The sequence below is a fragment of the Mycobacterium sherrisii genome, from assembly GCF_002102355.1.
Classification (GTDB): Bacteria; Actinomycetota; Actinomycetes; order Mycobacteriales; family Mycobacteriaceae; genus Mycobacterium; species Mycobacterium sherrisii.
The window spans coordinates 1-22202 of the sequence record NZ_LQPT01000073.1; the positions used below are offsets into that span (position 1 = coordinate 1).

24 protein-coding genes and 1 tRNA gene are annotated in these 22202 nt (G+C 65.1%); 9 read left to right on the top strand and 16 right to left on the bottom strand.

Annotated features, from left to right (window positions below; translation table 11 throughout):
* Nucleotides 1-207 precede the first annotated feature (207 nt).
* The 7 genes from AWC25_RS12940 to lmeA all read right to left on the bottom strand — a co-directional run bounded on the left by AWC25_RS12940 (nucleotide 208) and on the right by lmeA (nucleotide 4193).
* On the bottom strand, nucleotides 208-885 hold the full coding sequence (locus tag AWC25_RS12940; RefSeq protein ID WP_085166900.1) for a heme-binding beta-barrel domain-containing protein: 678 nt from the start codon (nucleotides 883-885) through the stop codon (nucleotides 208-210).
* A gap of 173 nt (nucleotides 886-1058) precedes the next feature.
* Nucleotides 1059-1361 (bottom strand): DUF1416 domain-containing protein, encoded by a 303-nt coding sequence (locus AWC25_RS12945; RefSeq protein WP_044508474.1) that lies wholly within the window; start codon nucleotides 1359-1361, stop codon nucleotides 1059-1061.
* Nucleotide 1362: 1 nt separating this feature from the next.
* Nucleotides 1363-2196: a sulfurtransferase gene (locus tag AWC25_RS12950; RefSeq protein ID WP_069402840.1), complete on the bottom strand. Its 834-nt coding sequence runs from the start codon at nucleotides 2194-2196 to the stop codon at nucleotides 1363-1365.
* Nucleotides 2197-2232: 36 nt separating this feature from the next.
* The gene (locus AWC25_RS12955; RefSeq protein WP_069402839.1) at nucleotides 2233-2703 is read right to left on the bottom strand and encodes a DUF4395 domain-containing protein; all 471 of its coding nucleotides are present in this window, start codon (nucleotides 2701-2703) and stop codon (nucleotides 2233-2235) included.
* A gap of 92 nt (nucleotides 2704-2795) precedes the next feature.
* Nucleotides 2796-2921 (bottom strand): Ms5788A family Cys-rich leader peptide, encoded by a 126-nt coding sequence (locus AWC25_RS27830; protein WP_425320229.1) that lies wholly within the window; start codon nucleotides 2919-2921, stop codon nucleotides 2796-2798.
* Nucleotides 2921-3340 carry a thioredoxin family protein gene (locus AWC25_RS12960; RefSeq protein ID WP_069402838.1) on the bottom strand — a complete coding sequence of 140 codons (420 nt, stop codon included), beginning with the start codon at nucleotides 3338-3340 and terminating at the stop codon, nucleotides 2921-2923. Before AWC25_RS12960 ends, AWC25_RS27830 begins: the two co-directional genes overlap by 1 nt.
* Nucleotides 3341-3380: 40 nt before the next feature.
* Nucleotides 3381-4193, bottom strand: coding sequence for a mannan chain length control protein LmeA (lmeA, locus tag AWC25_RS12965; RefSeq protein ID WP_085166901.1), 813 nt, complete (start codon nucleotides 4191-4193; stop codon nucleotides 3381-3383).
* A gap of 186 nt (nucleotides 4194-4379) precedes the next feature.
* Here lmeA and AWC25_RS12970 point away from each other — a divergent pair, with 186 nt between their 5' ends.
* From AWC25_RS12970 to pstB, 6 genes are all read left to right on the top strand, one after another.
* On the top strand, nucleotides 4380-5156 hold the full coding sequence (locus AWC25_RS12970; RefSeq protein WP_142278820.1) for a winged helix-turn-helix transcriptional regulator: 777 nt from the start codon (nucleotides 4380-4382) through the stop codon (nucleotides 5154-5156).
* The gene (gene mshD / locus AWC25_RS12975) at nucleotides 5153-6082 is read left to right on the top strand and encodes a mycothiol synthase (RefSeq protein WP_069402836.1); all 930 of its coding nucleotides are present in this window, start codon (nucleotides 5153-5155) and stop codon (nucleotides 6080-6082) included. Before AWC25_RS12970 ends, mshD begins: the two co-directional genes overlap by 4 nt.
* 166 nt (nucleotides 6083-6248) lie before the next feature.
* Entirely contained in the window at nucleotides 6249-7358 is a 1110-nt protein-coding gene (gene pstS / locus AWC25_RS12980) for a phosphate ABC transporter substrate-binding protein PstS (RefSeq protein WP_211281045.1), read from the top strand.
* A 118-nt stretch (nucleotides 7359-7476) separates the two neighbouring features.
* Nucleotides 7477-8430, top strand: a complete 954-nt coding sequence (gene pstC / locus AWC25_RS12985; RefSeq protein WP_232327360.1) for a phosphate ABC transporter permease subunit PstC — start codon at nucleotides 7477-7479, stop codon at nucleotides 8428-8430.
* The gene (gene pstA / locus AWC25_RS12990; RefSeq protein ID WP_085166902.1) at nucleotides 8427-9341 is read left to right on the top strand and encodes a phosphate ABC transporter permease PstA; all 915 of its coding nucleotides are present in this window, start codon (nucleotides 8427-8429) and stop codon (nucleotides 9339-9341) included. Before pstC ends, pstA begins: the two co-directional genes overlap by 4 nt.
* Before the next feature lie 13 nt (nucleotides 9342-9354).
* On the top strand, nucleotides 9355-10131 hold the full coding sequence (gene pstB, locus AWC25_RS12995; protein WP_069402833.1) for a phosphate ABC transporter ATP-binding protein PstB: 777 nt from the start codon (nucleotides 9355-9357) through the stop codon (nucleotides 10129-10131).
* A 4-nt stretch (nucleotides 10132-10135) separates the two neighbouring features.
* On the opposite strand, the gene phoU is transcribed toward pstB, so the two are convergent.
* From phoU to AWC25_RS13020, 5 genes are all read right to left on the bottom strand, one after another.
* Nucleotides 10136-10804, bottom strand: a complete 669-nt coding sequence (gene phoU, locus AWC25_RS13000) for a phosphate signaling complex protein PhoU (protein ID WP_069402832.1) — start codon at nucleotides 10802-10804, stop codon at nucleotides 10136-10138.
* A 57-nt stretch (nucleotides 10805-10861) separates the two neighbouring features.
* Nucleotides 10862-12955 carry an LCP family protein gene (locus AWC25_RS13005; protein WP_085166903.1) on the bottom strand — a complete coding sequence of 698 codons (2094 nt, stop codon included), beginning with the start codon at nucleotides 12953-12955 and terminating at the stop codon, nucleotides 10862-10864.
* Between the two features lie 218 nt (nucleotides 12956-13173).
* Nucleotides 13174-14307, bottom strand: a complete 1134-nt coding sequence (gene dusB, locus AWC25_RS13010; protein WP_085166904.1) for a tRNA dihydrouridine synthase DusB — start codon at nucleotides 14305-14307, stop codon at nucleotides 13174-13176.
* A gap of 17 nt (nucleotides 14308-14324) precedes the next feature.
* Nucleotides 14325-15347, bottom strand: a complete 1023-nt coding sequence (locus tag AWC25_RS13015) for an acyl-ACP desaturase (protein WP_069402830.1) — start codon at nucleotides 15345-15347, stop codon at nucleotides 14325-14327.
* A gap of 160 nt (nucleotides 15348-15507) precedes the next feature.
* Nucleotides 15508-16119 carry a TetR/AcrR family transcriptional regulator gene (locus AWC25_RS13020; RefSeq protein WP_142278821.1) on the bottom strand — a complete coding sequence of 204 codons (612 nt, stop codon included), beginning with the start codon at nucleotides 16117-16119 and terminating at the stop codon, nucleotides 15508-15510.
* Nucleotides 16120-16186: 67 nt separating this feature from the next.
* On the opposite strand from AWC25_RS13020, the gene AWC25_RS13025 reads away from it, so the two are divergent.
* Nucleotides 16187-17251, top strand: a complete 1065-nt coding sequence (locus AWC25_RS13025) for an oxygenase MpaB family protein (protein ID WP_085166905.1) — start codon at nucleotides 16187-16189, stop codon at nucleotides 17249-17251.
* A 246-nt stretch (nucleotides 17252-17497) separates the two neighbouring features.
* Nucleotides 17498-18397, top strand: a complete 900-nt coding sequence (locus AWC25_RS13030) for an SAM-dependent methyltransferase (protein WP_085166906.1) — start codon at nucleotides 17498-17500, stop codon at nucleotides 18395-18397.
* A gap of 6 nt (nucleotides 18398-18403) precedes the next feature.
* Here AWC25_RS13030 and AWC25_RS13035 read toward each other — a convergent pair whose 3' ends face one another.
* The 3 genes from AWC25_RS13035 to AWC25_RS13040 form a co-directional block, all read right to left on the bottom strand.
* Complete coding sequence (locus AWC25_RS13035) at nucleotides 18404-19210, bottom strand: TIGR04255 family protein (protein WP_085166910.1); 807 nt, start codon at nucleotides 19208-19210, stop codon at nucleotides 18404-18406.
* Between the two features lie 139 nt (nucleotides 19211-19349).
* A tRNA-OTHER gene (locus AWC25_RS26800) sits at nucleotides 19350-19452 on the bottom strand.
* A 162-nt stretch (nucleotides 19453-19614) separates the two neighbouring features.
* The gene (locus AWC25_RS13040; protein ID WP_085166907.1) at nucleotides 19615-19869 is read right to left on the bottom strand and encodes a hypothetical protein; all 255 of its coding nucleotides are present in this window, start codon (nucleotides 19867-19869) and stop codon (nucleotides 19615-19617) included.
* A 355-nt stretch (nucleotides 19870-20224) separates the two neighbouring features.
* Between AWC25_RS13040 and AWC25_RS26550 the strand changes: the two genes are divergently transcribed.
* Entirely contained in the window at nucleotides 20225-20881 is a 657-nt protein-coding gene (locus tag AWC25_RS26550; RefSeq protein WP_142278822.1) for a hypothetical protein, read from the top strand.
* A 214-nt stretch (nucleotides 20882-21095) separates the two neighbouring features.
* Here AWC25_RS26550 and AWC25_RS27155 read toward each other — a convergent pair whose 3' ends face one another.
* Nucleotides 21096-21683, bottom strand: a complete 588-nt coding sequence (locus AWC25_RS27155) for a hypothetical protein (protein WP_211281044.1) — start codon at nucleotides 21681-21683, stop codon at nucleotides 21096-21098.
* Between the last annotated feature and the right edge of the window lie 519 nt (nucleotides 21684-22202).

Here is a 22202-nt window from a genome sequence, read left to right on the forward strand (position 1 = left end):
GCCACGTGAGCGATCGGACGATCAGCGCAACGGGCCACGAGTCGACGACGGCCTTCAACGGACAACGGGGCATTACCGTGGGTCACGGACGGGTTCCTTCGGTAGTCAGGACGAGGGGTTTGGCGATTTCTCATCCTGCCGCCGAAGAACCCGTCCCCCGAACACCTCAACCCGTGTCGGCGTCTACAACCTCATGACCCGCAACAACTAGCCGACGAATCGCGACAGCCGCGCCGACAGGTGCGGAACCAATCCGCCGTCGGCGTCCACCCGCTCCTCGACATAGGCGAGATCGCCGCCTTCGACGATCCCGTACAGCCGCTTGGCGCCGCCGACCAGAACACCCGACCGGCTCCGGGCCAGGGCATCGGTCACCAACTCCCACGACGACTGGTTACGCGGCCGCCCATAGAACAGCTCCACATAGCCCGACGAGTGCGCCAGGAGCAATTCGATGGCCTGCGATTCGCTCGGATCGTCGGGGTCGCGGACGAACCGCCAGTATCCGGTCTCGCGCAGGCCGGGCTGCTGATAATTGCCGCTGTCGTCGAGACGCCAGGACCGGGCTTCCCAATTCAGATAGTCGCCGCCGTCATGGGACACGACGATCTGTTGTCCGAATCGGTAGTCGCCGTCGGATCCGCCGATGTTCTGGCCCTCGCCCTCGCCACGCCACACGCCGACCAGCGGCAGCAGCGCCAGCAGGGCGTCGTTGAGGTTCGCGCCCTTGCGCAGGTTCGCCGTATCGGCCGGGACGGGCAGGTCGTCGAAGGCCGGGATATTGCGGGCCGCCGTCACCTTGGCGCGCTGGGCGGCCGCCGCCACGGCGCGGTCGCCGGAACCCGTGGAACCGGCCGGTCCGTCGGGGTTCTCGCTGCCTGTCACGACTCGTCGGTGATGAGCCGATAGAGGGTGTACAACGCGAACCAGGAGATAACGACAACGGCCGCGACCAGCATGATCTCGAAGAACAGCACCACGTCGACCAGTCTATTCACCTGTTGCCGCGGGCCGCGCCGCCGGGGAGGCCCCAGCGCGCGAACCCGCTCGGCAGTCGGTCAGGCGATCTTGATGTCGACCTCGTGGATGCCGGCGCCCGACGGCGTCACGACGGCGTCGCCGTTGCCTGCCTTCGAGAGCGCACGCAGCGTCCACGCACCCGGCGCCGCGAAGAACCGGAAGTCGCCGGTCGCCGAGGCGACCACCTCCGCGGTGAACTCGTCCGACGAGTCCAGCAGTCGAACGAACGCGCCACCGACCGCCTGGCCGTCGCGGTCCACGACGCGGCCGGTGATCACCGTTTCCTTCTCTAGGTCGACGCTGGCGGGCAACGTCTGTCCTTGCCTAGGTGCAGAGCACATATCAGCTTCCCAACTCGATCGGGGCACCCACCAGGGAGCCGTATTCCGTCCAACTGCCGTCGTAGTTCTTGACGTTCTTGTGCCCGAGCAATTCCTGCAGGACGAACCAGGTGTGCGACGAACGTTCCCCGATCCGGCAGTAGGCAATCGTTTCCTTCGTGCCGTCCAGTCCGGCGTCGGCGTACAGCTTGGCCAGCTCCTCGTCGGACTTGAAGGTGCCGTCCTCGTTGGCGGCCTTGCTCCAGGGCACGTTGATGGCGCCCGGGATGTGGCCGGGACGCTGACTTTGCTCCTGCGGCAGGTGCGCGGGCGCCAGGATCTTTCCGGAGAACTCGTCGGGCGAGCGCACGTCGACGAGGTTCTTGGTGTTGATGGCCGCGATGACCTCGTCCCGGAAGGCCCGGATGCTGTTGTCCGGGGCCGAGGCGGTGTAGGACGTGGCGGGCCTCTTGACCGGGTCCTTCGTCAGCGGGCGCCCGTCGAGCTCCCATTTCTTGCGGCCACCGTCGAGCAGCTTGACGTTTTGGTGGCCGTAGAGCTTGAAGTACCAGTAGGCGTAGGCGGCGAACCAGTTGTTGTTGCCGCCGTAGAGGATCACGGTGTCGTCGTTGGCGATGCCACGGTCGGACAGCAGCTTGGAGAACTGCTCGGCGTCGACGAAGTCGCGCTTGACCGCGTCCTGCAGGTCGGTGCGCCAGTCGAGCCTGATCGCCCCGGCGATGTGGCCGTCGTCGTAAGCACTGGTGTCCTCGTCGACCTCAACGAATACGACGTTCGCGGCGTCGAGATTTTTCTCAGCCCATTCGGCGGAGACCAGGACGTCGGAACGTGCCATGGTGGGGGTCCTTTCACTACGTAGCGATTTGAGGGGTTACGCGCGACCGGCCGACGGTCGGAAGCGAACCACGAGAGGGTACAGCTGGCAGCCGAGGCAGATTCCGAAGGCTGCGTTCAAGAACGCGGCCACGAGCGCGAAAGCCGTGGCGACGACGCCCACCAGGGGAGCGCCCAGTGCGAATCCGGCGACACCGATGACCGCGAAGATCAAGCCCACCAGCTGGGCGAACTGCAGCGGGGGCGCCGGCTCGCGCTCCTTGACCGGACCCAGCCGGGGCGCCACCAGGGCGGCAAACAGGCGGCCGTACGGATGCCGGCGCGGGCCGGCGACGGCGCCGATGGCGAAGATCACCGCCTGCACGCCCAGAATGACGGCGGCGGCCAACGGATTGAACGCCGACACAACCAGCGTGACGACCAGCACCGCGGTGGTGACCCACGCCGCGAACCTGGGTCCACGAACGTCCACGCGGTCCGGCGTGGTGGTGGTGTTATTGCTTGACACGAACGACTCCTCATTGCCTGTTGCACGGAAAAGTGGAGACACACCAGGGGGCTCCGGGCTGGTCTGAGTGCGGCGCGGGCGGCGCGGCTTACTCAGCAGCTACAGCAACAGCGACAACAACAACCCGCGACGCGGCACAGATCGACTGCGCGGCGCTTGGTGAGCGTGAGCTCGGTGCGGGTTGACACGTCGGTCAGCTTACCCAATGACATCGGCATCAAGCCAACAGCGGTTCCAGCGCGGAACGCAGGTCGGCGGCCTTCGGGACGCCCGAGGAGCGGTAACGCTGGCGCCCGTCGACGTCGAAGATCAACGTTGTCGGCAGGGACAGCACCGAGAATTGGCGTGCGGCGGCCGGGTTGGCGTCGATATCGACTTCGACATGAGCGACGTTGCCCATGTTGTCGCACACCTGGTCGACCACCCGGCGGACCCGGTCGCACGGCCCGCACCACGGTGCGCTGAAATGCACGACCGTCGGTCCGCTGGTCGACAGCCCGAGGTCGGCGGTGTCGGCGGCGGTCCGACTCGGGTCCGCAGCGACCTCGGTGAGGTTCCCGGACCGACGCGTCAGTAACCAGCCGAGTAGAGCGGCCAGGGCGAGCGCCGCCACGATGGCCACGACGACGGTGGTCACGTGGCCTCCTCAACGTTGCCAGGCGGGTCGCCGGTTGTGGTCATGATTGCTTGAACTCATCGAGGGCGACGGTTACTCCCGTGGTGATGCCCTCGATGATCACGTCGGAGCCGCGCGCGCCCACTGTGCGTGGCGCCACGCCGAACGGAAGGCGCTGATTCGGCAGCCGGGCGGTGAAGGCCCGCAGCACCGCGTCGCGCTTGTCGTCGGGCACGACCTGGTTGGCGGTGTCCGGTCCGGTGAGCACCCCGGTCGGGGTGAACACCAGCGTCGCCTGGTCGTCGGGAGCGATCGAGAGATCCATCGAAATGCTGACCCGGTGGTCGAACCCGGCCGTTTTGGGGGTGCCGCTGAAAACCAGGCCGTGGTTGCCGGAGATCCCCGATTCGGTGGTGCCGCCAGTGGCGTCGTTGGTCTCGGCCGGCGGGGCCTCGACCATCAGATCGGCGATGTCCAGATACCGACCCAAGTGCGTCGAGTCGATGATGATGCGGCTTTCCAATTTGCCCACCGGCAGCTTCGCATGCGGTCTGATCAGCCACGATGCGTAGGTCAGGTCGATCGAGTGCATGGTCGCTTCGAGGGTGGCCTTGCCGGTCATCGCATGATCGACCCCGTTCGCCTTGATCTCCAGCTCGTTGTAGTGGCGGTGCAGCGCCTGCGGGATGAAGGGGAACGCGAGAATGGCGACGAACGGGTCCGAACCCAGGTTTGCCGCTTTGCGCACGCTGCGCGAGAGCTGGTATTCGGCGTAAATGCTGGTTCCGTAGTCCACGCCGACAACACCGATGACGATCACCGCCACGCCGGATATCGCCGCGACGACACCGATCAGCACCCTGCGCATCCGCATATTGTGACCCAGTCCGCTGCGGCGCGCGGCGCGGATTTCGGGCCGAGCACCCGGTGGTGGGTCTCACAGTACGGAACATCCGCACGCACAAAGGCCAGGTAGCACGTTATCGTAGGGTGACCTGGCCACTAACGCCATGTGGCTTGCGAATCTGGGAGATGCCTTTCCCCCCGAAGCTGGAGGGGCTTGTTGGAGTTACTGCTACTGACCTCGGAGCTGCATCCGGACCCGGTCCTGCCGTCGTTGTCACTGCTCCCTCACACCGTGCGGACGGCGCCCCCCGAACCATCTTCACTGCTGGAGGCGGGCACTGCGGACGCGGTGCTGGTTGACGCGCGCAACGACCTGTCGGCGGCGCGCGGTCTTTGCCGATTGTTGAGCACCGCGGGCCGGTCGGTCCCGGTGGTGGCGGTCGTGGCCGAAGGTGGCCTGGTGGCCGTCAGCGCCGACTGGGGTCTGGATGAGATCCTGCTGCCGGCCACGGGGCCGGCGGAGGTCGACGCCCGGATCCGGTTGGTGGTGGGCCGTCGCGGCGGACTGGCCGACCAGGAAAGTGCGGGCAAGGTCAGCCTGGGCGAGCTGGTGATCGACGAAGGCACCTATACCGCCCGGCTGCGCGGCCGCCCTTTGGATCTGACCTACAAAGAGTTCGAACTGCTGAAGTATCTGGCCCAGCACGCCGGCCGGGTCTTCACCCGCGCCCAGCTGCTGCACGAGGTGTGGGGATATGACTTCTTCGGCGGCACCCGCACCGTCGACGTCCACGTCCGCCGGTTGCGGGCAAAGCTGGGGCCCGAGTACGAGGCGCTGATCGGAACGGTGCGCAACGTCGGGTACAAGGCCGTCCGGCCGGCGCGCGGCCGTCCGCCGATCGCGACGCCGGACGACGTCGACGAAGACGAAGCCGACGACGAAGCCGAAGAACTGCAAGAGCCGTTGGCCGACCCGTTGCACAGTCAGTGACGTGGTCGGACTGGAGGCCTGACTGGCGCTCCGCATTGACGGCTGACGAGCAGCACGGTGTGCGCGAATTGATCGCGGCGGCAACCGAATTCGATGGAGTTGCGCCCGTCGGTGAGCAGGTAATGCGGGAGCTCGGGCAGGACCGCACCAACCATCTGCTGGTCACCGCGAACGACGCAATCGCGGGCTATCTCAACCTCAGTCCGCCGCGCGACGACGGTCCCGGGATGGCCGAGATGGTGGTGCATCCGCAGGCCCGCCGGCGCGGCATCGGGGCGGCGATGGCTCGGGCCGCCATCGCCAAAACCGGTGGCACCAACCGGTTCTGGGCGCACGGCACGCTCGAGCCGGCCAAAGCGACGGCGGCGGCGCTGGGCGTGTCCGCGGTGCGCGAACTCGTCCAGATGAGACGCACCCTTCGCGAGATTCCCGAGCCGGTAGACCCGATTCCCGGCGTGCGGGTGCGTACCTACGCGGGCACCGACGATGACGCCGAGCTGTTGCGGGTCAACAACGCCGCGTTCGTCGACCATCCCGAGCAGGGCGGCTGGACGGAGGCCGATCTGGCGGAACGGCGCGGCGAGCCGTGGTTTGACCCGGCCGGACTCTTCTTGGCGTTCGATGACGCGGGACGGCTGCTGGGCTTTCACTGGACCAAGGTGCACCTCGACCAGTCGGGCCTGGGGGAGGTGTACGTCCTCGGTGTCGACCCTGCGGCGCAGGGACGCGGGCTGGGGCAGATGTTGACAGCAGTGGGAATCGAGTCGCTGGCTCGGCGACTGTTTGGGTCGGCGAACTCGGACGGCTCGGCAACCGAAGTCACGGTGTTGCTCTACGTCGAGTCGGACAACATCCCCGCGGTGCGGACCTATCGGCGCCAGGGGTTCACCACCTACAGCGTCGACACCGCATACGCGCCCGGCTGACCGAGATCGCAGACAGAAGTGCTGTGCCAGCAAACTATTCATCGCACGTTCACGGATTAGGCACCCTTCTCCGAGCAGCGCTGCCGCATAGTTTCGAGCGTCGGTCGCACGCGACGGACTGCATCAGAAGGCGAGATCGGTGAGGCTCCACGTTGCGGACAACACGCTGACGGCCCCGGTATTGGCCCCGGTATTGGCACTGGTATTGGCACTGGTGACGTGCGCCGGGCTGACGGCTTGCGGCAGCGACAACAATCACCACGGCGCGGCAACCCTCAACCCCTCCGGCACCGTCGCGTGCGGCGGTAAAGGCGAGCTGACGGCCGAAGGGTCCACCGCGCAGCAGAACGCGGTGGCGGTGCTCGGGCACGTCTGGGGCCAGTATTGTCCGCGAAAATCCTTGTCGTACAACCCAACCGGGTCGGGCGCGGGTCGTGAGCAATTCATCGCCGGACATGTCGACTTTGCGGGCTCGGATGCTCCGTTGGTTGCCGATCAGATCGCCCCGGCGACCAAGCGCTGCAATGGAAACCCGGCGTGGGATCTGCCGCTGGTGCTCGGACCGATCGCGCTGGTGTACAACTTGGCCGGCATCACACAGCTGACGGTGAACAGCGACGCGCTGGCCCGGATCCTGACCGGCAAGATCATCAGCTGGCGTGACCCCGCCCTGGCCGGGCTGAATCCCGGGGTGGCGCTGCCGGATCTGAAGATCACGCCGATCTACCGGTCGGATTCGTCGGGCACCACCGACAATCTGCAGAAGTATCTGACTGCTGCCGCGCCGCAAAGTTGGTCGAAAGGAGTCGGCACCGAATTTCAAGGCGGCGTGGGGGAAGGGGCGGCGAAATCGTCCGGCGTCATCCAGGCCGTGCGGACGATGCAAGGTGCGATCGGCTACGTCGAGAAGGGTTTCGCCGACCAGGCCGGCCTGCCCTATGCACAGATCGCCACCGGCGCGGGTCCCGTCCCGCTGACCACCGCGACGGTCGGCAACGCGATCGACACGGCCACCTTCGCCGAAGGCGGCAACGACTTGGTGCTGAACCTCAGTTCGATGTACGGCACTGAGCCGCCCAATGCCTACCCGTTGGTGCTGACGACGTACGAGATCGTCTGTTCGAAGGGGTACGACCCGCAGACCGCCCAAGCGATCAAATCCTTCCTGACCGTAGCCGTGAACTTTGGTCAGGACAGCCTTTCGGCGGCCGGCTTCGTCCCGGTGACCGATAAGGTCAAGGAGCGACTGATCGCCGCGATCGAGGCGATGCAGTAGTTCTGGGGCCGAGAGCGACAGCAGAAGTGATGGATCCACAGTGACGACGCCAGATCCAGCTCGGGGCCGTTCGGCCGGCGGCGGCTCAGGATCGTCGACGTGGGCGCCGGTCGTACCGATCCGACCCTGGAACGACGCGTCACCGCGGCTCGGCGACCGGATGTTTCGCTGGCTGGCCGAGTCGACCGGGGTCCTGATCGCGGTCCTGGTCATCGCGATCGGCGGATTCCTGCTCTGGCGTGCGATACCGGCTCTGCGGCGCAACCAAGAGAACTTCTTCACCTACCGCGGCAACTGGGTCACCGCCGACACCGCGGCGATGCATTTCGGGATCATGGATCTACTGCAGGTGACCGTGTTCGTCTCGATATTCGCACTGATCCTGGCCATGCCGGTCGCGCTGGGCGTCGCCATCTTCCTCAGCCAGTACGCGCCGCGACGACTTGCCGGGACGCTCGCGTACACAGTGGAGCTGCTTGCCGCGGTGCCCTCGATCATCTACGGCGCGTGGGGTCTTTACGTCCTTGCGCCGCAACTGCGACCCGTCGCGACCTGGCTGAACCACTCGCTGGGCTGGTGCTTCCTGTTCGCCGACGGCAGCGCGTCGGCGGCCGGCGGCGGCACCATCTTCACCGGAGGACTCGTCTTGGCGGTGATGATCTTGCCCATCATCACCGCTGTCACCCGCGAGGTCTTCGTGCAGACACCCGCCGAACAGATCGAGGCGGCGCTCGCCCTCGGCGCGACGCGATGGGAGGTGGTCAAGACAACGGTGTTGCCCTTTGGCCGATCCGGATACATCAGCGGCGCAATGCTGGGTCTGGGCCGCGCGCTGGGGGAGACGGTCGCGTTGTTGATCATCCTGCGGGGCACCCAAAAGGCGTTCGGCTGGTCGCTGTTCGATGGTGGCTCGACGTTCGCCACCAAGATCGCCGCGACCGCGTGGGAGTTCAACGACCGCTACAAGGCCGGCGCGTACATCGCCGCCGGTTTGGTGCTCTTTGTGTTGACCTTCGTGATCGACGCCATCGCCCGCGGGGTCGTCGCCGGTGCCGTCAGGGGCCGGCGATGACGTCGATCTTCGACCGGCCGCTCAAGGCGCGCAGACTGTCCCGTCTCGGCCGACGCCGTCGGATCGCCAACACCGTTGCGAGCGTGCTGGTCTCGCTGTCGATGCTGATCGCGCTGACCCCGTTGCTGTGGCTGCTGTACGCGGTGATCGCGAAGGGCTACCGCGTCGTCGCGTCCTCGACGTGGTGGACGCATTCGCAGGCGGGCATCACACCGTTTCTGCCCGGCGGCGGCGCGTATCACGCGATCGTCGGCACCCTGCTACAGGTGTTGGTATCCGCGGCGATTTCCATCCCGGTCGGCGTGATGCTCGCCGTGTACCTGGTCGAGTACGGCGACGGCACCCGGTTGGGCAGGGCGGCCACCTTCATGGTGGACATCCTGTCCGGGGTGCCCTCGATCGTGGCGGCGTTGTTCATCTACGCGCTGTGTGTGGCGACGCTGGGCCTGCCGCGTTCGGGTTTCGCGGTGTCGTTGGCGTTGGTGTTGTTGATGCTCCCGGTGATCGAGCGCACCACCGAGGAGATGCTGCGCATTGTCCCGACCGAGCTTCGCGAGGCCAGCTATGCGCTGGGCGTGCCGAAGTGGAAAACCATTGTCAGAGTGGTGATTCCGACCGGCCTGTCGGGTATCGTCACCGGCGTCATGCTGGGGGTGGCCCGGGTGATGGGCGAGACGGCCCCCCTGCTGATCCTGGTCGGTTATTCGCAGGCCATGAACTTCGACCTACTCAGAGGATTCATGGGAACGCTGCCTGGCATGATGTTCAATCAGACGGCGGCCGGTGCGGGCGTCAACCCGGTACCCACGGAGCGGCTGTGGGGAGCCGGGTTGACACTGATTTTGCTGATCGCGGTGATCAATGTCGGAGCCAGGGTGGTCTCAACGATGTTTGCTCCCAAAAAGTCCTAAGGAGGAGTGCTGGGTGGCCAAGCGCTTGGACTTGAAAGACGTCAACATCTACTACGGATCGTTTCAGGCGGTCGCGGATGTGACGCTGTCGATTTTGCCGCGCAGTGTGACGGCGTTCATCGGGGCGTCGGGCTGCGGTAAGACGACCGTGCTACGAACCCTGAACCGGATGCACGAGGTCATCCCCGGCGCTCGGGTCGAGGGCACCGTGCTGCTCGACGACGAGAACATCTACGCTTCCGGGATCGACCCGGTGGGGGTGCGGCGCGCGATCGGCATGGTGTTCCAGAGGCCGAACCCGTTCCCCGCCATGTCGATTCGCGACAACGTGGTGGCCGGCCTGAAACTGCAAGGAGTGCGCAACCGCAAGCTGCTCGACGAGATCGCCGAGCACTCGTTGCGGGGCGCCAACCTGTGGGACGAGGTCAAGGACCGGTTGAACAGGCCCGGTGGCGGGCTGTCCGGCGGGCAGCAGCAGCGGTTGTGCATCGCCCGGGCCATCGCCGTGCAACCCGATGTCCTGCTGATGGACGAGCCGTGCTCGGCGCTGGACCCGATTTCGACGATGGCGATCGAGGAACTGATCAGCGAGCTGAAGCAGGACTACACGATCGTCATCGTCACGCACAACATGCAGCAGGCGGCCCGGGTCAGCGATCACACGGCGTTCTTCAATTTGGAAGCGGCGGGAAAGCCCGGTCGGCTCATCGAGATCGATGACACCGAGAAGATCTTTTCCAACCCGTCCCAAAAGGCCACCGAGGATTACATTTCCGGCCGGTTCGGCTGAGCGCCTATGGCGTCGCGGACGTTGCCTCGTCCTCCGGTAATTTGCCGGTGGCCTGGAAGATGACCCGCCGGGCGACTTCCACCGCGTGATCGGCGAAGCGTTCGTAGAACCGCCCCAGCAACGTCACGTCGACGGCGGCCGCCACGCCGTGGCGCCACTCGCGGTCCATCAGCACGGAGAACAGGTGGCGGTGCAGGTCGTCCATCGCGTCGTCTTCTTCGCGGATCCGCGCCGCCTTCTCCGGATCCCGGGATAGCACCACCTCTTGCGCGCTGTTGCCCAATTCGACTGCCACCCTGCCCATTTCGGCAAAGTAGCCGTTGACCTCCTCGGGCAGTGCGTGCTGCGGATGGCGTCGGCGCGCGATTTTGGCGACGTGCAGCGCCAGGGCGCCCATGCGGTCTATGTCGGCCACCATCTGGATGGCGCTGACGATCGACCGAAGGTCACCTGCCACCGGTGCCTGCAGCGCCAGCAACACGAAAGCGCTTTCTTCGGCGCGCGCGCTGAGCCGCGCAATCAGTTCGTGGCCGGAAATCACCTGCTCAGCAAGGACGAGATCGGCCTGCAGGAGCGCCTGGGTGGCCTGCTCCATGGCCACCCCGGCCAGCCCGCACATTTCGCCCAGCCGCTCGGACAAATCCGAGAGTTGCTCGTGGTAGGCGGTCCGCATGCCGCCAAGCCTACTTTCTCGCCGTCGAAAACGGCGGTCTAGCGGGACGAAATCCCGTTATTCACAGGTGGTATCGGCGGCGTTGGTCACTGTCAGGTCGTCTGGCAGTTTGGTGGGCGTACTGCCCGGGCTGCGGTCGATCTGGACGGAAAGCGACGAGCCGCTGGGCGCGGGCGGAGTAACCGACCGGAAGTCGGGCCCCAACACCACCTGGACGACCTGCCCGTAGCCGGATACCCGCGCGACCTTCGAGTCGGCGAACGCCGAGGCCACCGTCGCGGCCGCTTGCTCGTTACCCGGCGAAAAGAACACCGTTGTCGACGTCAGCGGGCTCGGGTAGTCGTCCGGCGACATGACGTTGAAGCCATTGCGCTTGAGCTGGTTCGTGGCGGTCGCGGCGAGCCCGCTCTGGGCGGTCGCGTTCGACACGCGCACGGTGACCTCCTCGGGCGCGGTCGTGGTCACCTGCTCGCGGCGCGCCTCGGGGGCCGGCGTCGGCGACGGCTTTTTGGTGGTGGGGGCGGTGGTCGGCCCCGGCTTGGGGTTGTTGCCCAGGCTCGCGGCGTTCTGGTCGTTTTCCTCGGGCAGTGGATCGTCGTTGATGATGGCGCTGAACAGCGCTTTCATGTCGGCCGTTCGGGGCGGTTCGTCGCCGTTCTGGTCGGTTACCCCGGTCGGCACCGTGACGAAGGTGAAGTGACCGGCCGCCATGCCTTGCAGCGACTGGCCCAGTTGAACAAGGTCTTTGGTCTGCACGTTGTCCACGTAGCTGTTGCTGATGAACATGTTGACCACGTTGTTCAGCTTGTTCAGGTCGGTCAGCGTGTCCTCGGAGATCAGCGAGCGCAGCAGCGACGACAGGAACAACTGCTGGCGTTTGATGCGTCCATAGTCGCCGTTGAACTCGGTGGTGACCTGGCGCGCCCGCACATAGTTCAGCGCCGTCGGACCGTCTATGAGCTGGCGGCCCGAATGTTCCAGCACCGTGCCGAGCTCGTAGTCGTGCAGCGGCGTCTTGCTGCACACCTCCACACCGCCGAGGGCCTCGACCATCTTCGCGAAGCCCGCGAAGTCGACGGCGATGAACCGGTTGATGCTCAACCCGGACAGCTTCTGAATGACCTTCACCAGACACTTGGGGCCGCCGAAGGAGAACGCCGAGTTGAGCTTGGTCTCGGTGTAGACCATCTTCGGGCCCCACGTCTTCGACTTCTCGTCATAAAGCGGCCCGTACTGTCCGGTGTCGGGGTTCCAGGCTTCGCACTGCATCGGGGTGATCGCCAGGTCGCGGGGGAACGAAACGGCCACCACCCGTTTGCGGTTCGCCGGGATGTTCACCAGCATCACGGTGTCCGAGCGGGAGCCCCCGGCATCCTCGCTGTCCCCCGCGCCCATGTCGGCGTTGGCGCCCGACCGGGAGTCCATGCCGACGATCAAGAAGTCTTCGTCGCCGTACTGTCCGCTCGGGTCGACGATGTCGTCGGAGTGTGGGTCGAGCGCGCTGATCATGTTGAGCCGGTGGTTCTTCGACGCGCTCCACTGCCAGGCGCCCCCGGTCAACGCCAGGGTCAGGACCGCCACCAGCGCGGCCAGCGAACGCCCGGCGAGCAGTATGCCCCGACGGCGTGACTTGGTTTTCGGTTCGTCGTCGTCGACGGCTTTGGGTCGCCGGGATCGCTTCGGCGGAACCGGAGCCGGTTCGGCCTCGTACTCGCTGGGGCTTTCCGGTGACTCGAGTTCGGGAACCTCACCGCCGACGTCGAGCGAATACGCCGGGGGATCGATGACCTGGGTGTCCTGCATGGCCACCAGCAGGTCCGCGTCGGACGCGAAAGATTCTTCGGAGGATTGTTCGTCGTCGAATGCCGCGCGGCGGTGACGGCGCCCGCCGGTATCGACGCCGACCTTGGCGATCAGGTCGGCGACGCTGATCGCGCCCGACGCGTGGTTTCCGGTGGGCTGCGACGGGTCGTCGGGTTCGTGGAGGGCTGCCGCGGCCGGCTGCGGGGTGTGCCAGCGGTGCACGGTGTCGTCGGGTCGCGACTCGGAGAACCGCTCCCAGGGCGCCGCGCCCAAGGCGACGGTGCCGGCCGCGTGCCGGTCGCTGGAGCGGCGAGCGCCGAGAGTGGCGTCTACCTCGCCGTCACTCATGTCTGTACTCGCCTCCGAAGCCTTGATGCCGCCGTCAGTGATGTCCGTGCGTCAAATCACCGCAGCGCCCCGTCAAGCGCTGCAACTTCGCTGCCCCTCAGGTCACGCTGTGTGCTGTTGCCCCTGCGTGGTCGACAAACCGAACCGCCACCCGCGCGCAATTCAGCAAGGTCCACATCGTACTGATTTATCGGCCCGGACGCGATTTCGAGGCGGGTTCAGCCGCCGGAGTGCATGACGTCCGCGCCGGCCGGCACCGTGCAGTCGTCGGGGTCGTCCAGCCAGCCGTCGGGCAGGGCCACCCGGGCGGCGGATCCCTGCCGCCCCCGCGGCCCGTTCGCGGCGTCCGGGAATGCGACGTCGCCGTCGAGCCGATCCAGCAGGGCGTTCAGCTCGTCGAACGTCTTGACCAGCGCCAGCGCGCGGCGCAGGTCGGATCCGGCCGGGAAGCCGTGCAGGTACCAGGCGACGTGTTTGCGGATATCGCGCATGCCCTTGTCCTCGCCGAAATGCGCAATGAGCAATTCACCGTGCCGGCGGACGATATCGGCGACTTCGCCGAGCGTGGGCGGCGCGGGGGCGGGGCTGCCGGTGAACGCGGCCGACAGCTCGGCGAACAGCCACGGCCGGCCCAGGCAACCCCGGCCGATGACGACGCCGTCGCAACCGGTCCTGGCCATCATCGTCAAGGCGTCGCTGGCGTCGTAGATGTCGCCGTTGCCGAGCACGGGGATCGTCTGCACATGCTGCTTGAGCTGGGCAATCTGTTCCCAGTCGGCGGTGCCGCTGTAGCGCTGGGCCGCCGTCCGGGCGTGCAGCGCCACGGCCGCGGCACCCTCGGACTCGGCGATCCGGCCGGCATCCAGGTGCGTCGGGTGCTCGTCGTCGATCCCGATGCGGAACTTGACGGTCACCGGGATGTCGGTGCCGTCGGTCGCGCGGACCGCGGCGGCCACGATCTGGCCGAATAGGCGCCGCTTGTAGGGCAGGGCGGCGCCGCCGCCGCGCTTGGTGACCTTGGGCACCGGGCAGCCGAAGTTCATATCGATGTGGTCGGCGAGGTGTTCGTCGACAATCATTTTCGCCGCCGCGTACGTGGTGGCGGGGTCGACCGTGTAGAGCTGCAGCGAACGGGGTGCTTCGTCCGGGGCAAACGTCGTCATGTGCATGGTGACGGGATGCCGCTCGACGAGGGCGCGCGCCGTCACCATCTCGCAGACGTAGAGTCCGCTGACCGTGCCGACCTTGGCTTGCTCGAGTTCGCGACACAACGTGCGGAATGCGACGTTGGTCACACCCGCCATCGGTGCCAGCACCACCGGGCTGGCGAGCGTGATGGGGCCGATGCGCAATTCGGTGTCCGGGCCGGCTACCGGCGGCTCATCGCCAGCTTGCCGGCGGTTTGGTGCAGCTCGAAGGCGGTCGTGCGCTTGCCGGTGCGGGCTTCCCGCTCGAGCTGGCGCTGCTTGGACACCTCGAATTTTTCGCAGGCCTGCTCGAGTTCCTTGATCAACAAGGCCAGGTCCTCGCGCAGTTCGGCGGCCTCGCCGGTGAAGTCCTCGCGCTCGAAGATGCGCCATTTCTTCAGCACCGGCAAAACGACCTCATCGAGGTGGATGCGCGGGTCGTAGACGCCGCCGACCGCGATCATCACGGCCTTGCGCCGGAATTCGGGCACCTGGTAGCCGGGCATCTGGAAGTTGCGCAGCACCTTGTGCAACGACTTCATCGCCTGATTGGGCGCGATCTCGAATCCGGCCGCGGTGACGTCGCGGTAGAAGATCATGTGCAGGTTTTCGTCGGCCGAGATCTTGCCCAGCAACTGGTCGGCGATCGTCTCGTTGCAGGCCTTGCCGGTGTTGCGGTGCGAGATCCGGGTGGCCAGCTCCTGGAACGTCACGTAGGTGACGGAATCGAACAGGCTCTCGGCGAACAGATCTTCGCGAACCTGGTGGTTCTGGCCGGGGCTGAAGCCGCGGTTGACGACCTCGATGCGCAGCTTTTCCAGTTCGACCGGGTCGACCGCGCGGGTCACCACCAGGTAGTCGCGCAGGGCGATGCCGTGCCGGTTCTCTTCCGCGGTCCACCGGTTGACCCATTGCCCCCAGGGGCCGTCCATGCCGAAGTTCATCGCGATCTCGCGGTGATACGAGGGCAGGTTGTCCTCGGTCATCAGGTTCTGCACCATCGCCACCTGGGCGACGTCAGACAGTTGAGACTGTCCCGGCTCCCAGTCCTGTCCGCCCAGCGCGTAAAAGTTCTTGCCGTCCGACCACGGGATGTAGTCGTGAGGGTTCCACGGCTTGTGCATGGAGAGGTGCCGGTTCAGGTACGTCTCGACCACCGGCTCAAGCTCATGCAAAAGCTGCAGGTCAGTCAGTTCGGCTGGCATGACACCCCCAGTTATCTGTGTCTAATGGTTGCAGTCAATATATCTGTGTCGGTCAGTAGCATCAAGTTTCCGACGCGCGCGCCGAGGTCACGGTTCGGCCTCCTTCTGCAGGTTGTTCAGAAGACCGACCAGGGACGCCGCCGACGCCCGGACGGAATAGCTACTCGGGTACCCCTTCCGTCGGCGGAACATACGGTGCGGCGGTGTTGAAGAGCATGTTGACGCAGTAGTCGATGAATTGCTTGCGCGTGGCTCCGAGTTGCCGGTTCAGGTACGCGGTGAACAGACTCGTCAGGCCGCCGACCAGGCTGGTGGCGATCATCTTCTGCAGTACCGGATCGCCGATGTTGGACAACTTGCGTTGCAGCAGATCGATGAAACTTGGCATCCACTCGGCGCCCGATTGGGTCAGGATCGGCTCGACGGCCGGCGCCAACAGCAACACCCGTCCGCGCACCGGATCGTCGACCATCAGCTCGACGAATTGCTCGACCGCCTCACGCGGGGTGTCCGCCGATGTGAGCGCGGTCATAGCCCGCGCGCACACATCGTCGTAGACCGCGCGGACGAATTCGTCACGGTCGGAAAAACTCTCGTAGAAATACCGCTCGGTCAACGCCGCCTTGCGACACACTGCCCGGACGGTGAGCGCGGGCCCGCGCTCACTGCCCAGGAGTTGCACGCCGGCGGCGATGAGGTTGTCGCGACGAAGGGCGTGGCGACTTTCCAGGGGGACACCCGACCACCGTCCCCGTCGTTGACTGGTCTGCACATCGCTCCTAAGCTTGAAATGACAACAACCGTAGTCAGAATTTCGGACACAACTAGGAAACCCGACAGTGACCCAAGATACGTCCGCAACCTGCCCACTGACCAGCGTCGAAGCTGGTAGCGACACGACCACGGTAGCCGGGGTGGCAATGGGACCCAATGGCTCCGAAGCCGTCGCGGGCGGATGCCCGGCGTCTCCGGAGGGATATCAGGCCCCGCCGACCCCGCTCGGTCCAGAGTCTTTGACCTGGCGCTACTTCGGCGATTGGCGCGGCATGCTGCAGGGGCCGTGGGCGGGTTCGATGCAAAACATGCATCCCCAGCTCGGCGCCGCGGTCATCGACCACTCGACGTTTTTCCGCGAGCGCTGGCCCAGGTTACTGCGGTCGTTGTATCCGATCGGCGGAGTCGTCTTCGACGGGGACCGGGCCCCCAGCACCGGCGCCGAGGTGCGCGACTACCACGTCAACATCAAGGGGGTCGACGCGCAGGGACGTCGCTACCACGCGCTGAACCCCGACGTGTTCTACTGGGCGCACGCCACCTTCTTCGTCGGGACAATAATTGTGGCGGAACGCTTTTGCGGCGGACTGACCGAAGAGCAGAAACGCCAGTTGTTCGACGAACACGTCGAGTGGTACCGGATGTACGGGATGAGCATGCGCCCGGTGCCGGCGTCGTGGGAAGAATTCCAGGCTTACTGGGATCACATGTGCAACAACGTGTTAGAGGACAATTGGGCCGCTCGGGCGGTGCTCGATCTGACCGAGTTGCCCAAACCTCCATTCGCGCAATGGCTTCCGAACTGGCTCTGGGCCGCACAACGCAAACTGATGGCGCCGTTCTTCGTCTGGTTCACCGTGGGACTCTACGATCCCCCGGTCCGCCGGCTGATGGGTTATCGATGGTCGCGCCGTGACGAATTTCTGCACCGGCGCCTCGGTGACCTGGCCCGCATTGTCTTCGCTTGTGTGCCAACACGATTCCGCAAACACCCGCGGGCGCGGGCCGGATTGGACCGGGCCGCCGGACGGATTTCCGCTGACGCGCCGCTGGTGCATACGCCGGCGCGCAACCTGCCGCCGCTGGACGAGCGCGACAATCCGATGCACTACTGTCCCGAGATTCCTTGAGTTCAGAAACGGCGCCGGGAGGATCGTCGACGCGCGTTGCCCACGGTTGTGTTCACGCCAGAACCGGCCGCCCTCGACGACGTTACGGCGAGCCAGTTCGATCGTGCGTTGGGCAACGTCGCTCACGGGCCTCCGGCCCACGCAGCCGGATTGGCTAGCTCGCAGAGTAGTCCCGTCGGGCCGGGCGATCGGCGCTGTGGTAATAACTAGGTTGTCTATATTTATTGGTCTTGACGTAGGAGAGACATGGCCCGCACCGAAAGCGATCGCTGGGATCTTGCGACGAGTGTGGGGGCCACGGCCACCATGGTGGCCGCGCAGCGGGCGCTGTCCAACGACGAGAAGCTGATCGACGATCCGTATGCCGCGCCATTGGTGCGTGCGGTCGGCATCGACGTGTACGTCCGGATGGTCAACGGGGAGATCCCGGTGGGCGAGGGCTCCGATTTCGACCCCCGGCGAACGGCCGAAGCCATGGCCACGCGGACCCGGTTCTACGACCGGCACTTCCTTGATGCCACCCGGGGTGGCATCACTCAGGCGGTCATCCTCGCCTCCGGCCTGGACGCGCGGGCCTATCGGTTGCCCTGGCCGGCCGGCACCGTCGTCTACGAGGTCGACATGCCCGACGTGATCGAATTCAAGAGCCAGACCCTAAGCGATCTGGGTGCCCGCCCGACGGCCGAGCGGCGCACGGTCGCGGTCGATCTGCGCGACGATTGGGCCACCGCGCTGCAGGCGGCGGGATTCGACCCCAAGGCGCCGTCGGCGTGGAGCGCGGAGGGGTTGGTGGTCTACCTCCCGGATGATGCGCAGGACGCGTTGTTCGACAACATCACCGAACTCAGTGCCCCGGGCAGCCGGCTGGCGTTCGAATTCGTCCCCGACACAGCGGTTTTCGCCGACCCGCGGTGGCGTGCGCACCACGAGCGGATGAGCGAGTACGGGTTCGAGGTCGACTTCAACGACCTCGTCTATCACGGTCAGCGCAGCCATCTCGTCGAACACGTCAACCAGCGCGGCTGGGAAGTGTCGTCGCGCACCGTCAAAGAACTGCACGCGGCCAACGGGTTTCATTATCCCGACGATGAGGTCGCGGAAGCCTTTGCCGACGTCACCTACAGCAGCGCGGTGCTTTCGCGATAGCGCGCGTCAGCGTGGCAGGTCGCTGTCCAGAGGGCCGGTGACGAGCTCGCGATACGCCGCGCGGGCCGGCTCGTAGAGGTTGTGAAACGTCCCACGGACCGCGTCGCGGTTGTATTCGGGGATGGACGCCACCGGTGTCCAGAAGCTGTCGATGTCCAACTGGAAGAACGGCCCGGGCTGGCCAGGCAGGGTGCGCCGCAGGTAGTAGTTGGGGTCAATGGCCTGGCCCAGGCCGGGGCCGTAGCGCACGATCATCGATTTGCCGGGCTGTGGCTCGCGGTACACCGCGGCGCCCTGCCATTCGGTCAGGGTCAGCCCGCCGGGGGCCACACGTTGCGGGCCGAGCAGCGACTCGGCGATCCATTCGGTCCATTCGACGCGACCGTGCTCGTCGGCCGGGACTCGGATCTCGAGCAGGTAGCGCAGACCGATGCGCTCGACCCCGACGATCGAGGAAACCTGGGCGCGAGCGTCCACGACCCGCATCGCCACGTCGCACAGCGACTCAAAACCGGAGTAGGCGGTGGATTCGATGACGACCGCCTGCGCCTTGATCGACGCGGCCAGGGTGCCGTCCCGATTGACGTAGCGGACGAAGTTCTCGGCCGTCGGCGCCGGGCTTCCGCCCGGCCCCATGCCCCACGTCACGTCCTGAGCTAGCCGTTCGATCGGTAGCTCGTCGGCCAGGAACCTTTTGAGCTCCCGGCTCGTCACCTCGGTGAGGGGATCCGTTGCCGGATGCCGGATCTCCATCGTTACCAGGGCTACGGGCGCGTTCTGCCGGCCCGGATCGATGCTCACCACGCGAAGCATAGCCAAGCCGCCGAGCGGCCGGGCGTGGGCCATTCCGTGCGGAACAGGCCGATCGGCGGGCGGGGAGTTCCCCGGCCGGGGCGTGTCCAGGATCAACCGAAGTAACTGTCAAGCATCAACCGAGGTACTACACAGCGTTTGGTGCCCCCACCAGGGCTCGAACCTGGGACCTGCGGATTAAAAGTCGCTAGGTCAAGGCGCAGCAGAGGTCCGCAGAACTGTCCTTGTGATCCATCAGGGGCGCTAACCACCATCTCCCACTAGGGCGTTAACGGTAGCGGCGATCCTTCAGCGGCTGTGGCGAGTGTCGGCCCAGTTGGCCAAGTCGGGTGAAATTCGTGGACGTGGTGTGGACGCCGCCATGTCGTTTCGTGCGAAGTTTGCCGAGAATCGGTGCTCAACGCTTACTCGCAGCCAATCCCATTGCCGTCTCGATCCAGGCCGTAGATGTCCTTGCCGATGACTCGTACCGGGCCTTTGACGTAGGCGGGACCGTTACCGCTGCCGCCCGCACAGTCGACGTCGCTAGCAATAGGCACGCAGGCACCGGAGTAATTGGGGTCGCATGACTGGCCGGGCGCTTGCGGTATGGGCGCTATGGGGCGTGCGCCCGAATTCGCCGCAAGGGCGAGCGTAACCGCCACAGTGAGTCCGACCATCAGTGCTGTCCATTTGCCCACGGAGGCGAACTGTAGCCGAGCTATTCCACTCAGGAAGGCCTTTTTGGGCGATACCTGTCGTCGTCTGAGTCACGCATGGTATGCGGGATTTTTGTTGCCCCAGCAATGTGACGCCTGTGGTATTTAGTCGAGCTAATCAACGGCTGATGCTGGTCAGGTGTTTTAAGCACTTTGATGCAGGAAGTTAACAACAACCAGCAAACTCTACTTTGCCGAAGATGTCGGTATCTCCGCAGCTAGAGCGGATTCCGACTGGCGGAGTAGCTATTCATGGACTACCCTAGTGACGAGCGCTCAACTCATGTCCAAGTTCATAACGGGAGAGCTGAGCAACATGTCCATCGATGAAGACGCCCGTGTATTCGGGCAACATTTTGAAGGTGGCTGGCAGTTAGGGCTGCTGGTCGCCCGCAACGTCCACAAACGAGCACGGGCCGGGAGACCAGCTAAATCCGAACGGGTTCGGAATAAGGTGACCTGCGGGGAGTTCGCAAAGCTCGCCGGAGTATCCGATCGAACAATTCAGTGGTACTGGGACACCTGGGCGCTCGCTGCCGAAGCTGGGCATTGCACTCCTGCGGACGAACTACCGCTCGGTGCCGATGACCCACGGTTGACCAATATCGACGTGGACAACTACGAGTTTCGCGAGTTGTGGAACAAGTGCTATCGCGAAGTCAGACAGCGGAGAAGCAAGAACGGTAGCAAGGAATCTGGCGCCAAACGGGAGCGCCGGAACGGTTCCGCCTCGCAGCGCGAACCCAACGAACAGTCCTCTGCCGAATCGGAATCTGGTCGCACACACGGTAACGGCGATCAGACCGCCTCCGACCCAAAGCGTCATTCTCTCTACGGCCTGCAACTAGCAATCAACGAACTTCACGAAGCGCTGAAGCGTCACAGTTCGTCCGCCATGATTGTCGACGCGGCTGCGCGGGTCGCGACCAAACAGCACCGGGCCGCTCTATGCCGAGTTACCGGCGCGATGTAGCGCGCGATTGGTCGTACCGCCTATTGCGCTGCTTTGACGTGCGGTCTGTGGCTTCCCTTTGGCTGCTAATCGAGCTGATTAAGGCGATCACCCGTTAGCCGGTTGTCGGGATCTATTGAGCTCTCCGCTCGCCTTGGTTGCCTACCCCACGTAGCACTTGGCCGCCTAGGCGATGGGATGACACCTAGACGGCCAAGCTGCGAACCTTGGGTTGTTAGTGAGCACTAGGGCCGGATGCCTCACGAACAACCCGGTTCACCGTGGCGCGCAGTGCGGCTGATCGCACTGCCGCAGCCGGCCAGGAAGGGTCATCCTTCGTTATCTCGATGTCTCTTAACAGGATTAAGTCGATTTCGGTCTCAACGATCGGAAGATCGTACGAGTCATCCAGATCCATTGCACCGTCGGTGAAAATCACCTGAGCCTGATACTCCGTGGCGGACATAGAGCCGATTCTTGGCATTTGGAAGTCCCGCAGCAGAGGACCGAACACCTTGCCGAAAGTAAACGCGAAGTCGTAAGGGCGCGTGTCCCGCAGCATGAGCAGCACTGGCCACAGCCGAAAAGCTTCGGGAATGAAGTATGCTCCCGGAAGATATCCGTTGCCAGGCAACGAGGTTGGATAACCTTGAAGCGGTGACACCAGTTGCCCGTTCTCGACGCGATACCAACGCCAACCGTGGGTAACGGCACGCCAATTAAACGGGTAACGCTGGATGCCGTCTGTCAGCGACGGGGGGATCAACGCGGGCGGATGCACCTCAACACCGCTATCTGCGGCTAACGCGAACGTTGTTTTCACACGGCGGTGTCTTGCCCTTGTATCTGCCACCAGCTGAGGGCGGGGAATTCTCAAGCCCCTTCGGCACGAGCCCTGCACCCCAACCGTATTCCGAAGCCTCAGAGTCGATAGCTTCCAAATCCATGGAGTGCATAGGATTGTCGCCACTTCCGAGGCCGGACGTGTTGGCTCCCGTTCTAGCCATTCTGAGCACCTGTCTGCGCGTGCGGAACTGACTGGGAGGCATCGGCTTGCGCAACTGAGCCGGCCAAGGTTGCACCCGCTATGGCAACAGCAACTAGCACTTCAGAAAGATTGCCCGCCAGCCATTCTGACGCGGTCACTTCGGGATCACCGGGATGTCGTAGTCGCCGCTGGCCTTAATCTGCGTAACGCAAGCTTGGCCGCGACGCCGATAGCGTCCCGGAGAGTGGTGGACTTCGGATCTCGCGTGGTTCACGCTTTGCGATCAACGAGTCATGTTGAACGCTAGGTGATTTGGTGTTGTTTGGCAAGTGCTGCCGCGGCGTGTTTGGCAGC